The sequence below is a fragment of the Salinirubellus litoreus genome (assembly GCF_037335815.1).
GTDB classification, from domain to species: domain Archaea; phylum Halobacteriota; class Halobacteria; order Halobacteriales; family Haloarculaceae; genus Salinirubellus; species Salinirubellus litoreus.
In genome coordinates, this window is sequence record NZ_CP147841.1 from 2861693 (window position 1) to 2875750 (window position 14058).

The window sequence follows — 14058 nt, forward strand, 5'->3', positions numbered from 1 at the left end:
CCGACCGATACGCTCCCGTGACTCGCTGCGCGCCTCGCCACACTCCGTTCGGCTGCGGTGCTTGCGTCGTCGGGGTTCGCGTAGCGTGGGTTGCCGGCGGAGCCGGCAACCGCATAGCGTGGCGGCGAAGCCGCCACGCGCGGCCCCTTTCAGTCCCACCCGCCGTTCCACACGACCGGTCTCGGGCACCACCCACAAGGCGGGGACAAACGTTTTCGCCGGGCCACCGGAGCAGAGTCCATGCGACTCGAAGACGAGACGGTCGTCGTCACGGGCGCGAGCTCAGGGCTCGGGCGGGCGACCGCGCTCCTGGCCGCCGAAGAGGGCGCGAAGGTGGTCAATGCCGACGTGACGCGGGAGCCCCGATACGACGAACAGCCGACCGACGCGGCGATCGAGGAGGCGGGTGGCGACGCGATCTTCGTCGAGACGGACGTGACCGATCTCGACGCGGTGGCTTCGGCTATGGACGCCGCGACCGAGACGTTCGGGAGCCTCGACGCCGTCGTCAACAACGCCGGCCGGGCCGAGTCGTACGCGATCACCGAAACCGACGCGGAGAACTGGGCGAGCATCGTCGAACTCAACCTCACGGGCGTCTACCACGGCACGCTCGCCGCCGTCGAGCGGATGCTCGACGCGGATGGCGGGAGTATCGTGAACGTGGCGAGCGTCTTCGGCGTCGTCGGCGCGCCGAACTCGGCGTCGTACAGCGCGGCCAAGGGCGGGGTCATCTCGCTCACCCGGCAGGTCGCCCGTGACTACGCCCGGAAGGGGATCCGCGTGAACTCGGTCTCGCCGGGGTTCGTCGACACGCCGATGCTCCGCGAGGACACCCACGACGGTACCGTCGAGTTCGCCGAGAACTACACCCCGATGGGCCGGGTGGGCCAGCCCGAGGAGATCGCCGAGGGAATCGTCTACCTCGCGGGCGACGGTGCCTCGTTCGTCACCGGACAGAACCTCGTCGTCGACGGCGGGTTCGGGATGACCTGAGGTCGACAGCGTTCGGGGACGAGATCCGATCCCCGCGAACGTACCCCGTACGCAGTATCCGTAGCCCGTGACGAGGCTGGTGGAGATAAGTACGTGTACGTCTAAGGGTAGACGTATGGGGACGAAGAGCCTGACCATCACGGAGGAGGCGTACGCCCGATTGCGGGAACACAAGCGGGAGGGCGAGAGCTTCACGGAGACGATCCTGCGCCTCACCGGAGCCGAGCACGACCCGCTGGAGGGGTTCGGTGCGATGCGGGACGTCGAGGGGTTCCGCGAGGCCGTCGACTCGACACGCGACGAACTGGATACGGATCTCCGGAACCGGCGGGCCCGATGATCGCCGTCGATACGTCGTTCCTGATCGACTATCTCGACGGTGTGGGTGCGACCCGTGAGTTCCTGGAAGACCGCCGGAACACCCCGTTTTTCGCTCCGTCGCTCGTACTGTTCGAGGTGTATCGGGGCGGCGGGCGGACCGAGGGGCAGGCAGGGATCGAACGGGTGGCGTCGGCGCTGGAGTGGGTCGACCCCCTCCCGCTGACCGACGCGACTGCACGCGAGGCAGCGCTCGTCGAGAGTGAACTCCTCGACGCGGGACACCCGGTAAACCTCGGTGACGTCCTCATCGCGGGGACGTGTCGGCACCACGGGGCTGGGATCGTCACACGCGACGAGCACTTCGACCGTGTCGACGGCCTAGACGTCATCACCTACTGACGACGGCTCGCGTACCCCGACCTCCCGGCTTCCGGACCACTGCCCCATCCCAACCCCACCCCGAGCATCCACCACAGTCATATCACCACCCCCGTCAACGGGAGGCATGGATACGGTGGACGTGGACATCGATCTCGGCACCTACGACAGCTACGAGGCGGCCTACGAGGGGTTCGAGTGGGACGTCCCCGAGACGTTCAACGTCGCGGAGGCGGTCTGCGGGCGGTGGGCCGACGCCCCCGACGGCAAGCGGCGGGTCGCGCTGTTCTACGAGGGCGAGGACGGACGACGGGAGACGTACACGTTCTGGCGGATGCAGCGCGAGGCGAACCGCGTCTCGAACGCACTCGCCGACATCGGCGTCGGGCGGGGCACCCGCGTCGGGATCGTCCTCCCACAGCGTCCGGAGAACCTGATCGCCAACCTCGCCGTCCTCCAGATGGGCGGTATCGTCGTCCCCCTCTCGGTCCTCTACGGGAGCGAGGGCCTCCGCTACCGGCTCGATCACTCCGAGACGGAGGTCGTGATCGTGGGCGAACAGCGGGCGGGGCTGGTCGAGGAACTCCGTCCGGGCCTGGACGCCCTCGAATCGGTGATCACCGTCGATGCGCCCGACGTGGGTGACCACACCTGGGAGGAAGCGGTACGGTCAGCCCCCCCGGAGTTCGATGCCGTCGAGACGGGTGCCGAGGACTCGGCCTACGTCATCTACACCAGCGGGACGACCGGGAAGCCGAAGGGCGCACACCACGCCCACCGACAGGTTCTCGGGTACGTCCCCGGCTGGCAACTCATCAACGAGTTCCCCGACGAGTCGGCGGTCCACTACTCCCCGTCGGGGTGGGCGTGGGTCGGGGGGCTGTTCGCCGTCGTCTGGGGTGCCTGGTTCCACGGGCAGCCGGTCGTGGGATACGGTGGCGACTTCGAGCCCGAAGCGGTCTACCGGGTGCTCGACGAGTACGGCGTGACCCACACGCTTCTGACCCCGACGATGGTCCGCATGATGCGCGAGGTCGACTATCGAGGGGAACTCGACGTGGAGGTCGTCCCCAGCGGCGGGGAGAAGGTCTCGCGGGACGTCCACCGGTTCGTCGAGGAGGAGTGGGGCGCGGTCGTCAACGAGATCTACGGGCAGACCGAGTGTAACTTCCTCGTCGGGACGAACCACGAGCTGATGGAGATGAACTACGAGGCGACGGGCAGGCCCGTTCCCGGTCACGTCGTCTCGGTCGTCGACGAGGGGACCGGCGAGGAGCTCCCCCCGAACGAGATCGGTCACATCGCCGTGAAACGCCCGAACCCCGGGATGTTGCTCGACTACTGGCACCAGCCGGAGCTGACCGAGGAGCTGTTCGTCGGCGACTGGATGCTCACCGGCGACGCCGGCTCGTTCGACGAGGACGGCTACCTCCACTACGAGGGCCGGGCCGACGACGTCATCATCACCGCGGGGTATCGCGTCAGTCCGCTAGAGGTCGAGGACACGCTCCGCGAACACGAGGCGGTGGCAAACGCCGTCGTGATCGGCGTCGACGACGAGGAGCGCGGACAGGTCGTGAAGGCGTTCCTCAACCTCGAACCCGGGTTCGACCCCTCCGAGGAACTCGCAGAGGAGGTGCGGACGTTCGTCCGCGAACGCGAGGCCGCCTACAAGTACCCTCGACAGGTCGAATTCGTCGAGGAGTTCCCGACGACGGTGACGGGGAAGGTCCAGCGCCGGAAGCTGAAGGACTGAACCCGTTCCTCCGCTTCCAGGGACCGAAAGCCCGCCACGGGCCCGAACCGCGGCACGCCGACTCGCCCTCAGAATCTTTATGCGGACGGCATCGGCACCCCGAGGTATGACACTCGACGCGTTCTCGCTGGAGGACCGGGTCGCCATCGTCACCGGCGGGAGCCGCGGTATCGGCGAGGCCGTGGCCGTCGCCATGGCCGAGGCCGGCGCGGACGTGGTTCCCGTCGCGCGTTCGGAGGACGCCCTGGCCGAGACGGTCGAGCGTATCGAGGCCGCCGGAGGCGCGTCGATGCACCGCACCCTCGACGTGACCGACCGCGCGGCCGTGGAAGCCACCTTCGAGGCCGTCGAAGAGGAGCTCGGACCCGTCGACGTCCTGGTGAACAACGCCGGCGTCAACCCGTTCTTCGGGAACGCCCGCAAGCTCGACATGGAGACATGGGAGTGGATCCTCCAGGTCAACCTCACCGGCGCGTTCGGCTGTGCCCAGGAGTTCGGTCGACGGGTCGCCGACCGGGAGGGGACCGGCTCGATCGTCAACGTCGCCAGCGTCGGGGGCGTCGTCGCGCTCCCCTACCAGGTCCCCTACACCGCCTCGAAACACGCGATGGTCGGGATGACGAAGTGTCTCGCCGTCGAGTGGGCACCCGAGATCCGGGTGAACGCGCTCGCGCCGGGCTACGTGAAGACCGCGTTCACCGAGGGCGTCCGCGAGAACGAGTCCATCCGACAGGACCTCCTCGAGGACATCCCCCAGGACCGCTTCGCCGAACCCGAGGAGATCGCGGACGTCGCCGTCTACCTGGCCAGCGACGCCGCCGCCTACGTCACCGGCGAGGTCCACGTCGCCGACGGCGGGATGGCGGCGCAGTAACCGGCGGGAACCGGCGCTCTCCCTCGCGGTCGGCCTCGACCCGCGCCGTCGGACTCGCCTCACGAGAGCGTGCCGTACACGAGCCGGAGCGCGCTGACGAGGAGGACCAGCCGGACGAGGACCTCGAACCTGTCCGCCGGGATGTGCCGTCGGAGACGGACGCCGGCGAGGACGCCGAGGAACAGCGGCGAGACGAACGCCGCGCCGAGGAGGAGTTCGGTCCGTCCGAAGACGTCGCCGGCCCAGAGCGCCGTTATCCGGACGGAGTTGTTGAGCGCCAGCAGCACGACGAGGAGGAGCGTGAACGCGTCGCGTTCGAGCCCGCGGGCGTCGAGGTACGCCGCCAGCGGGAGCCCGCCCATCCCGAGCGCGCCGCCGAGCACTCCCGTTGCGCTCCCGACGACGTACTCCGACCACGCCTCCCTCGCGTAGGTCGCCAGCGTCTCCCCGCCCGAGCGCTGCGTGAGGAGGAGGTAACAGAGCACGCCGACCCCGACGACGAGCGAGAGCAGGTCGGCCGGGAGCGTGATCAGCCCGACGGCACCGACGATAGTCGTGAGGAAGACCACGGCGACGAGCCGCCACCGCGGGCGGATCACCGCCCAGGAGAGGCCGTCCCGCCAGACGATGACGAGGTTCGCGATCAGCATCGGTATCGAGAACGCCGCGATGGCCGCCCTGGGATCGAACACCTGGACGAGCACCGGGATCGACACCAGCGCCGGCCCGAATCCGAGGACCCCCTTGACGAGCCCGGCGAGGATCAGCACCCCACCGACGACACTCAGGAGCAGTACGCTACTGCCTCCCGTCTCGATCATCGGCGAACGATACCCCCGACCCGCGACTCGTCGGGATCCCCTCGTTCGACGACCGACTCGATCCCCGGTGTCTCCCCCACGTCGAATCCTCTCATCTCGAACGTGATTCCTCCCCGCCCCTGGGGTCATGTACGTGCCGGTTCCGCCAAGATATGACTCGGTTGGCTCGGCGCAGACCGGGGAGTGATGGATGCCTCAGGGGTCGGAATTCCCCCGGTGACAGACTCACTCCCCGCGGAGGAACGCGACGACCTCGTCGGCGTCGGCACCGATCCCCCCGCCCTGGGCGACGGTGGGCGAGCCGCCACCGCCGCCCCCGAACTCGCCCGTGACGTCCTCGACCACGTCGCCGGCGTCGACCTCGCCGGTCGTCCCCACCGCGAGGGTGCCGTCGGGGGAGACCAGCGCGACCACGTCGGCGGCCTCCCCCGAGAGCGACCGGACCTGCTCGGCGAGTTCGTTCGCGTCGAGGCCCTCCAGCGAGCCCACGAGCCAGGTGTGCCCGTCGCGCTCGACCGCCTCCTCGCGGAGGCGTTCGACCTCCGCGGCGACCAGTTCGTCCTGGAGGTCGCTCAGCTGTGATTCGAGCTCCTCCCGGGTGGACTGGAGCCGCTCGACGGCGTCGGGGAGGCCCTGCACGCTCGTCCCGAGGGACCGGGCGGCGGCCATCGTCGCCCGCCTGTCCGCGGCGCGGCGCTCGATCCCGTCGGGGCCGACGGCAAACTCTATGCGTGTACGGCCCTCACCGGGGTTCGACCGTTCGAGCACCGTCACAGGTCCGATCTCCCGGGTGTTCCCGACGTGTGTCCCCCCGCAGGCCGCGACGTCCCAGTCGTCGACGGTGACGATCCGCACCCGGTCGTAGCCCGAGACGCCCTCCTCGGTCTTGGTGTTGAACGCGACCTCCTCGCGGGAGAGCGCCTCCTCGCGCGGGACCGTCTCCCAGGAGACGGCGTGTGACTCCCAGACTGCGCGGTTGGTGAGCCGTTCGAGTTCGACCAGCGCCTCGTCGTCGACGTCGCCCTCGGTGGTGAGGTCCACTCGCACCTTCTCGTCCGTGATGCCGAATCCGCCGTAGCCGAGGTCCTCGAACAGCCGCCGGCCGGCACCGTAGAGGACGTGGCTCGCGGTGTGGGCCCGCATGCAGTAGGTCCGGAAGGTCGCGTCGACGTGGCCCGTGACCGTCCCGCCCACCTCGGCGTCCAGCGGTTCGGCGAGGTAGTGGACGACGCCCTCGTCGGTCGACTGGACGTCCTCGACGCGGACGCCCTCGATAGTGCCCCTGTCGGCCGGCTGGCCGCCCCCCTCGGGGTAGAAGTAGGTCTCGTCGAGGACGACCTCGCGGCCGTCGGCCTCGACGGTCGACTCGAACGACAGCGTCTGCGGGTCCTCCGGAGCCTTCGACTCGGCCATAGGTACCGGGACGTCCCCGGGGTCCTAAAATCAGGCCTCTTCGGACAGTTCGACGTTCAGCCGCTCCTCGAGGGCGGTGATGAGCGACCCGCCGATCCCGGCGCGGTTCGCCCGTCCCTGCTCGACGGCGAGCACGTCGGCCTCGTCGACGCCCATCTCCGCCGCGAGTTCGTCGGCCTGGAGGCCGGCCTCCTGCCGGGCGTCAGCCAGCCGCTCGCCGTACCCCCTGACGAGGTACGGGAGCGGGTCGTCGTCGTAGTCGGTCCCCTCCTCCTCCCAGTGTTTCGGATCGCCCTTCCGTGCGTCGTCGAGCCGGGCCGCGTTCCTGGCGGCGCGGCGCTTGCGGTCGGTCTCGTCGCCCGACTCCTCGTCGCGAGTCCTCGACGGCTCGGCGTCCTCTGCGTGTCGCGCACACTCCGCACAGACCTCCAGGCGGGCACCGGCGACGGTCGCCGTGCGGAGGTTCCCCCCCTCGGCTCCGCAGAGCTCGCACGACCCGCCGGAGTCGCCACCGACCCCCCCGGTCGAGTACTTGGCCATACCCCCACGGATTCGATGCGGCTACTTGAACCCCCCGCTCGCGGATACCGGCGATACCCGCGGCGTGAGGGGGTTCAGGTCACGGAGCCGGTCCCACCGTCGGACGGCGAGGGCTCCGCCGAAGCTCGTAGGGGTTATCGTAGCCGGCCGGAGGATTCGACTCGCTGGTACGGGTCGAGCGGCGTGGTCCTGGGACGAGGTACGAGTGACGACGATAATCCCTATCAGACGTCGACGCGGAACGGCGCGAACTCGCCGAGCCGCTCGGCCAGCCGACCCATCAGCGTCGCCACCTGATCCAGGTCGCGCGTGTCGACGACCTCCACCGGCGTGTGCATGTAGCGGTTCGGCAGCCCGAGGTCGAGCGTCGGCGTCCCACCCCGCGAGGTGTAGAATTTCACCGCGTCGGTGCCGCCCCCGCTCCCCGCGGCGACGAGCTGGACGTCGAACCCCTCGTCGTCGGCCACCATCCGTGCGGCCTCGACGAGCACCGGGTGGTTCTGGGTCCCGCGACCGAGGACCGGCCCACCGCCCAGCTCGACGGGCGAGGTCTTGTCGCCCGGGGCCTCCGGGTAGTCCGTCGCGAAGGTGACGTCCACGCCGACGAAGACGTCGGGGTCGAGGTCGAACCCGACCATCTCCGCACCGCGGAGGCCGACCTCTTCCTGAACCGTCGAGACCGCGTACACCGTGGCGTCGGTCCCGGCCTCGACCGCCCGGCGGAACCCCTCGGCGGCCGCCCAGGTCCCCGTCCGGTTGTCCATCCCGCGGCCGGCGAGCCGACGCCCCGCCAGGTCCACCACGTCCGAGGAGAACGTGATCGGGTCGCCGACCGAGACGAGTTCGTGCGCGGCCTCGCCGTCTTCGGTTCCGATGTCGACGTACTGCTTCGAGATCTCCTTCACGTCGTCCTCGTCGCCCTCGCGGAGGTGGATGGCGTTCTGTCCGATGACACCCTCGACCGGTCCCTCGGAGCCGTGGACGGTGACGTGCTGGCCGCGAGTGACCGTCCGGTCCGACCCGCCGATGCGCGAGAGTCCGACGAACCCCTCCTCGGTGATCTCGCGGACCATCAGCCCGATCTCGTCGGCGTGTCCCGAGAGCGCGATCGACCCCTCCCCGTCCCCCTCGTACGTCGCGACGGCGTTCCCGTAGGCGTCGGTCCTGATCTCGTCGGCGAACGGCTCGACGTAGTCCAGCCAGACACGCTGGCCGGGGGCCTCGAACCCCGAGGGGCTCGGGGTCCGGAGCAGCCCGTCGAGGAACTCCCGCTGTGACTCGTCCATGGGTGTTCTGTTGCCCACTCCGGTATGAACCCTCCCGAAGCGACCCGACGCGATACTACCCGCTGACGAGTCCTGCACAACGCATATCCCGTTCGCCCACCTGGTCGGGGATATGGCTGACTTCACCCTCCTGGAGGTCGACGTCGACGTCGGATCGGTGACCGCGAAGGCCCACGCCTACGCCCCGTTCGCGAAGGCGGTCCACGAGGGGACCCCTGAGGTGGACGAGGAGCCAGGGACGGGCGTGGCCGTCGAGACGGAGGAGTCCGACGGCGGTCGCTCGAAGGCCAAGCTCGCGGCCGCACTCGTCGGGCTCGTCTTCCTCGTCGTCGCGGCCGTTGTCCTCAGGCGACGGTTCACCGAAGAGGACGAGGGCGACGAAATCGACGACGTCGACCGGGCCGAGGTCGCCATCGAGTGAGCGACCGGACCTCGCCGTAACCGGCTGGTGCCGGTCCGCTCGGCATCTACCGGAGCCACAGCCGGCTGTCCTGCGTGTGTCAGACTGCAGGGGACCCGATAGCCCACCTCCCGTCCCCACCGAAGGGAGGTCCCACCTCCCGTCACTCGTACTGTCGAGGGACTCACCCCCACCGAGTGAGGGGAGTATCTGAGCGATGCTACGCACCGAACGCCGACGAGACGAGTCTCGATTCGGCCTTCCGGAGGTGTTCGGCCGCGGTGCTCGGCGCACAGCCGAGCGCCTCCGCGACCTCGGCGTGACCGGCCTCCCGCGGGATCTCGTAGTACCCCAGTTCGACCGCCGCCCGGACGGTCTCGCGCTGGCGCTCGGTGAGGAGCGTCTCGACGGCCTCGGCCGTCGCGTCCAGACCGCTCACCTCCTCGACGGTCACGTCCACCGGGTCGGGGACGCTCTCGACCGCCGCCTGGAGTTCCGCGTCCGGGCCGAACAGCGAGAACGCCACCGTCCCGTCCTCGCGGTACCGGATGGGCGGGACGACGATCAGTCCGCCCCGCGTGATAGGGCCGAACAGGTCGCCAAGCGCCTCCGTCGTAGCGTCCCGGACGTAGACGTAGAACGCCTCCTCACCCGTTCGTTCGATGTCGTATCCCAGGACCTCGGGGATCCCCTCGACGGCCGCCTCGAACGCGTCGGCGTCGCCGACGGCGTGGTGGAGGATTCCCATAGTAGCGTTTGGAACCGATGATACACTCCGAACGGGCGCGTCCGCCCGTTCGTGAGTGAAGCCTTCCAAACGCTACTACAGCGCGTCGCCCGTGAAGTTCCACTGGAGGGCGGTCGCACGCTCGACGAACGGGGCGTTTACCCACAGGTCGTACATCGGGTGTATCTCCGCCTCGCGGACGCCCGCGGTGATCCTGACCCGGACGTGCTTCATGCGGGTGGGGATCGAGTGGTCCGGCTTAAACCCCCCGAGCGGATCCGGCAGCAGCGTTTCCCGCCCCCAGGTGGTATCGTCGACCGTCATGAAGGTGTTCGTCACGGGTGCCACGGGCGTCCTCGGGAGCCGTCTCGTCGATCGACTCGCCGATCGCGACCACGAGGTCGTCGGGCTCGCGAGGGACGAAGCCGGCGAGCGTTCGGTCGAGGAACGGGGTGGAACCGCGCGGCACGGCGACGTCCTCGACCCCGCGACGCTGGAGCGGTCGGTCGACGACGAGGTCGAGGTGCTGGTCCACGCCGCGACGGCCATCCCGGACTCGACCAAGCCCACCGAAGCGGAGTGGTCCCGGAACGACCGCGTCCGGTTAGAGGGGATGCGGAACCTGCTCGACGTCGCCCCGTCGGGGATCCGGCAGGTGCTGTTCCCGAGCGTCGTCTGGGTGGCCCGCCAGCCCGACGGCTCGCGGTTCGACGAGACCGCCGAGCGTCACCCCGACAGGGCCACGCGGTCGGCGGCCGAGGTCGAGGACCTCCTCGAGCGGCGCGCCGCGTCGGACGGGTTCGACGCGGCGGTCCTCCGCTGTGGGTTCTTCTACGCCCCCGACGCGCGGGACACGCGCGAGTGGGCCGCACGGCTGCTCGATGGCGACCTGCCCGTCGTGGCCGGCGGCCTGCTCGGTCGCCGAGACGCCGAACTCTCGTTCGTCCGCGCCGACGACGCGGCGACGGCGTTCGTCGCGGCCATCGAGACGGGAGCGGGTGGGGTCTACCACGTCGTCGACGACGAACCGGCGACCCCCGCGGCGTTCTTCGGGCGGTTCGCGGACCTGCTCGACGCCCCGGAGCCGGGCCGGATCCCGGCCTGGCTGGCGCGGTTCTTCGTCGGGAAGGTCGCCGCCCGACTGCTCGCTAGCCCGATGCCGACGACTAACGAGCGCGCCAGGGAGGAACTCGGATGGGAGCCGGAGTACCCGACCTACCGCGAGGGCCTGGAGGAGGTCGTCGAGACCTGGCGGGCCGACGGGACGCTCGACGAACTTCGAGGCGAGGGACCTTCCGGGACGGCCGCGCCAACGGACGAGGAGCCGGCGTGATCGGGGCCCGACACGTTCCGAGCCCCCGGTGATGGGGCTTCCTACCGCCCTCCGCCGTCCGCCGCGCGCTCGACGATCCGCCGGACGTGCTCGAGTTCGTCCCGGTTCACCGTGTGGGCCATCCCCTCGTAGATCCGCTCGGTGACCTCCGCACCGAGCGCCTCGAACACCTCGCGGGTGTCGTGGACGCGCTCCTCGGGGATGTGCGGATCCACGTCCGAACAGCCGAGGAAGATGGGGGTCCCGTCCATCGATCCCTCGCGCCCGGCGGCGTAGTCCTCCGCGTCGACCGACTCGCCGATGAGTCCCCCCGAGAGCGCGAACGCCCCGCCGTACCGTCTGGGGTTTCGCGCGGCGAACTCCGTCGCCAGGCAGGCCCCCTGCGAGAACCCGCCGAGGACCACCCGTTCGAGGGGTATCCCGGAGTCGGTGAGCGTCCCGACGGCGTCGGCGATGGCCTGCAGTCCGGACGACCGGCCGGGTTCGTTCGCCGAGACCGGCGCGAGGAACGACTGGGGGTACCAGGTGTTACGGGCCGCCCCCGGCGCGAGGTAGGCGACCCCATCGACGTCGACCTCGTGGGCGAGGTCGAGGATGCCCCTCGCGGTCGCCCCGCGGCCGTGGAGCAGGACGACGCCCGCCCGGGCATCCCCGGGATCCGCGCCCGCCCGTTCCGGGTCGCTCCCCTGGTGGGGGCCGTCGATCCGTTCGCCGTCGCCGCCGTCCGTCCGGACGCGATCCATGCCCGTCCTACTCGTCGGACGTGTAAGAAGGCTCCCGAACACGGACGCGAGCAGGTGACACCGACGCCATCTGGCCGGGGGCCGTTCGGCAGTGTGACCCGACGGGGACCGCCGCTCCCGGAAGGTCTTTGCCCGTCCTCCCGGTAGCGTCGGTGTGAGTATCTATCGCGTAGTCCGGGCGGTCGCGGACGCCTCCGGCGACGAACCCGTCGACTGGGGGGCGGCGGCCGACGCGGCGAAGGCCGCGACGGAGCCGGGGGCGATCGACCTGACCGCGGCCGAGCGGGCCGGCTACGCCGCCGACGTCCGCGAGGCCCGCGACCGCATCCGCGAGGTCACCGGCGTCGGGTTCGACCTCCCCGACACCGTGGAGGTACAGCATCGCCACCACTGGATCGACGCCAACGTTGCGACCTTCAGACGGGTGATGCGGCCGCTCGCCGACAGTGTCGGCCCGCTCCCGGGGCTGGCCCGCTCGGTCAACACCGGCTCGATGGCCGTCTCGCTGACGTTCCTCGCCAACAACGTCCTCGGACAGTACGACCCGCTCCTGCTGGGCGAGGCGGCCGACGACCACCGGCTCTACTTCGTCCACCCGAACATCGGGAAGGTCGCGGCCTCGCTCTCGGTCGACGAGGAGCGGTTCCGCCGGTGGATCGCCTTCCACGAGGTCGCCCACGCCGCCGAGTTCGGCGCGGCTCCCTGGCTCCCCGGACACCTCGAATCGGACGTCGAGGAGGCCCTGGAGTCGCTGAAGGCGGGCAGCATCGACCGAAGCGCCCTGGGTGCGCTCGACACCACTATGACCGCCGTCGAGGGCTACGCCGAACTCGTGATGGACCGGGCGTTCGACGACGAGTACGCCGACCTCCGGGCGAAGCTGGAGGCCCGGCGGAAGGGTCGCGGTCCGCTGACGAAGCTGATCAGGCGACTGCTCGGTCTGGGCATGAAGCGCCAGCAGTACGAGCGCGGCAAGCGGTTCTTCGACGCCGTCGCCGACGAGCGCGGGCTCGAAGGGGCCGCGGCGGTCTGGGAGAGCCCCGAGACGCTCCCGACGAGCGAGGAGATCGACGACCCCGACCTGTGGCTCCGGCGGGTCCCGTCCCGTCGGAGACTGTAGTTCTCGCCGGAGGACCCGACGCACCGACTCACGCCGCCCGGCGGACCAGCGAGAGGCCGACGAGCGCCGCGAGGATCGCGAACGCCGCCAGGAGCCCGAACAGCACCCCCGGCGACCACCGCGTCAGGACGATCCCCGCGACTGCTGCCCGAGCGCGCCGACGCCGAAGACGGCGACGTAGGTCCACCCGAACGAGAGCCCACGGAGGTTCGCGGGCACGTGCTTCGAGATGACCTCCTGGTTGACCGGCGCTTCGAGGAAGACGAGAAGGCCCAGGAGCCCCGAGACGACGAGCAGCGGGACGAGCCCGGCGTTCGCCGCCGGGACGAACGCGAGCGCGACGAGGGCGAGCGCCGCGAAGTTGGCGACGAGGACGCGCTCCGCGGGGAAGCGGTCGACGAGTTTACCTCCCAAGAACTGGCCGGCGCCACCGAGGACCAGTAGCCCGGAGTAGACGTACTGGCCCGGCTCGAACGGGCAGCCCGCGAACGTCACCGGGTCGAACACGGGGAGCCCGGCGAGGATGTCGGGGAGGAATGTGAACGCCCCGCGGTAGTAGAGGCCGTAGAGGTTCTCGACGAGGAACACGAGGAGGAAGCCGCCCGCGAACAGGAGCCGCGAATCGGCGGCGAATCGGCGGAGACCACCGGTTTCGCCCCGCTCGTCGGCGGTAGGAGGATCGGTCGCGCTCCCGTCGGTAGCGGCGGGCTCGACCGCGGCCGTCTCGTCGAACTCCAGCCGGAGCGCGAGGGCGACCGCGAGGAGCGCCGGGAGCACGAGCAGGGCGGCGACGGTCCGCCACCCGAGGAAGACGAGGTGCACGGCACCGAGGAGCGGGCCCGTCGCCACCCCGACGTTCCCCACCATACCGTGGTAGGCGAACGCCGTGCCCCGCTCCTTCGCGCCACGGCTGATGAGCGAGAGCCCGGCGGGGTGGTAGACGCTGGCGGCCGCGCCCCAGACGAGCAGGCCGAGCGCCAGGACGAGGAGGTCGGAAGCGACGCTCACGAGCAGGAACCCCGCGCCCACCCCGAGCATGCTGGCGACGATGAGCCGCTTCGCGCTGAACCGATCGGAGAGGACGCCGCTCGGGAGCGCCCTGAGGCCGGTGAGGGCGTAGCTCGCCCCCACGACGACGCCGAGCGTCGCGGCCGACGTCGAGAAGGCGTCGAGCCAGACGACGACGAATATCGGGACGACCAGCTCGTAGGTGTGGAACGTCGCGTGGCCGAGCATGGTGAACGCGGTGAGCGCCCGGTCGTTCCCGTCCATGACCCGGGGACCACGCCCGCGAGAATGAGTGTGGGAGACACACTCATATCGACCCCCCAGCGGCCCGGTAACGGTCCC

At 70.3% G+C, this 14058-nt stretch carries 15 protein-coding genes and 1 pseudogene; 8 read left to right on the forward strand and 8 right to left on the reverse strand.

Translation table 11 applies throughout. The features are described from left to right. The first annotated feature begins 240 nt into the window (after positions 1-240). The 5 genes from WDJ58_RS14265 (at position 241) to WDJ58_RS14285 (ending at position 4325) form a co-directional block, all read left to right on the forward strand. On the forward strand, positions 241-996 hold the full coding sequence (locus tag WDJ58_RS14265) for an SDR family NAD(P)-dependent oxidoreductase (protein ID WP_338913934.1): 756 nt from the start codon (positions 241-243) through the stop codon (positions 994-996). A 115-nt stretch (positions 997-1111) separates the two neighbouring features. Then, on the forward strand, positions 1112-1336 hold the full coding sequence (locus tag WDJ58_RS14270; RefSeq protein ID WP_338913935.1) for an antitoxin VapB family protein: 225 nt from the start codon (positions 1112-1114) through the stop codon (positions 1334-1336). Further along, positions 1333-1716, forward strand: a complete 384-nt coding sequence (locus WDJ58_RS14275; protein ID WP_338913936.1) for a type II toxin-antitoxin system VapC family toxin — start codon at positions 1333-1335, stop codon at positions 1714-1716. Before WDJ58_RS14270 ends, WDJ58_RS14275 begins: the two co-directional genes overlap by 4 nt. Before the next feature lie 106 nt (positions 1717-1822). Then, positions 1823-3451 carry an acyl-CoA synthetase gene (locus tag WDJ58_RS14280; RefSeq protein WP_338913937.1) on the forward strand — a complete coding sequence of 543 codons (1629 nt, stop codon included), beginning with the start codon at positions 1823-1825 and terminating at the stop codon, positions 3449-3451. Positions 3452-3557: 106 nt separating this feature from the next. Next, entirely contained in the window at positions 3558-4325 is a 768-nt protein-coding gene (locus tag WDJ58_RS14285; RefSeq protein WP_338913938.1) for an SDR family NAD(P)-dependent oxidoreductase, read from the forward strand. 59 nt (positions 4326-4384) lie between these two features. Here the strand turns inward: WDJ58_RS14285 and WDJ58_RS14290 are convergent, their stop codons facing one another. From WDJ58_RS14290 to WDJ58_RS14305, 4 genes are all read right to left on the reverse strand, one after another. Further along, positions 4385-5146 carry a sulfite exporter TauE/SafE family protein gene (locus WDJ58_RS14290; protein WP_338913939.1) on the reverse strand — a complete coding sequence of 254 codons (762 nt, stop codon included), beginning with the start codon at positions 5144-5146 and terminating at the stop codon, positions 4385-4387. A gap of 225 nt (positions 5147-5371) precedes the next feature. After that, on the reverse strand, positions 5372-6559 hold the full coding sequence (locus WDJ58_RS14295) for an alanyl-tRNA editing protein (RefSeq protein ID WP_338913940.1): 1188 nt from the start codon (positions 6557-6559) through the stop codon (positions 5372-5374). A 30-nt stretch (positions 6560-6589) separates the two neighbouring features. Continuing rightward, positions 6590-7099, reverse strand: a complete 510-nt coding sequence (locus WDJ58_RS14300) for a helix-turn-helix domain-containing protein (RefSeq protein ID WP_338913941.1) — start codon at positions 7097-7099, stop codon at positions 6590-6592. A 224-nt stretch (positions 7100-7323) separates the two neighbouring features. After that, positions 7324-8385, reverse strand: coding sequence for a M20/M25/M40 family metallo-hydrolase (locus WDJ58_RS14305; protein WP_338913942.1), 1062 nt, complete (start codon positions 8383-8385; stop codon positions 7324-7326). 112 nt (positions 8386-8497) lie between these two features. Between WDJ58_RS14305 and WDJ58_RS14310 the strand changes: the two genes are divergently transcribed. Then, the gene (locus tag WDJ58_RS14310) at positions 8498-8806 is read left to right on the forward strand and encodes a hypothetical protein (RefSeq protein WP_338913943.1); all 309 of its coding nucleotides are present in this window, start codon (positions 8498-8500) and stop codon (positions 8804-8806) included. A 199-nt stretch (positions 8807-9005) separates the two neighbouring features. On the opposite strand, the gene WDJ58_RS14315 is transcribed toward WDJ58_RS14310, so the two are convergent. Both WDJ58_RS14315 and WDJ58_RS14320 read right to left on the reverse strand, forming a co-directional pair. Next, on the reverse strand, positions 9006-9533 hold the full coding sequence (locus tag WDJ58_RS14315; RefSeq protein WP_338913944.1) for a helix-turn-helix domain-containing protein: 528 nt from the start codon (positions 9531-9533) through the stop codon (positions 9006-9008). A 75-nt stretch (positions 9534-9608) separates the two neighbouring features. Beyond that, on the reverse strand, positions 9609-9746 hold the full coding sequence (locus tag WDJ58_RS14320) for a hypothetical protein (RefSeq protein WP_338913945.1): 138 nt from the start codon (positions 9744-9746) through the stop codon (positions 9609-9611). An 88-nt stretch (positions 9747-9834) separates the two neighbouring features. Here WDJ58_RS14320 and WDJ58_RS14325 point away from each other — a divergent pair, with 88 nt between their 5' ends. Continuing rightward, positions 9835-10845: an NAD-dependent epimerase/dehydratase family protein gene (locus WDJ58_RS14325; protein ID WP_338913946.1), complete on the forward strand. Its 1011-nt coding sequence runs from the start codon at positions 9835-9837 to the stop codon at positions 10843-10845. Between the two features lie 41 nt (positions 10846-10886). Here the strand turns inward: WDJ58_RS14325 and WDJ58_RS14330 are convergent, their stop codons facing one another. Further along, positions 10887-11588, reverse strand: a complete 702-nt coding sequence (locus WDJ58_RS14330) for an alpha/beta hydrolase (RefSeq protein WP_338913947.1) — start codon at positions 11586-11588, stop codon at positions 10887-10889. 154 nt (positions 11589-11742) lie between these two features. On the opposite strand from WDJ58_RS14330, the gene WDJ58_RS14335 reads away from it, so the two are divergent. Then, complete coding sequence (locus WDJ58_RS14335; protein WP_338913948.1) at positions 11743-12708, forward strand: zinc-dependent metalloprotease; 966 nt, start codon at positions 11743-11745, stop codon at positions 12706-12708. Between the two features lie 28 nt (positions 12709-12736). Here the strand turns inward: WDJ58_RS14335 and WDJ58_RS14340 are convergent. Continuing rightward, positions 12737-13980, reverse strand: a pseudogene (locus tag WDJ58_RS14340) (MFS transporter). Between the last annotated feature and the right edge of the window lie 78 nt (positions 13981-14058).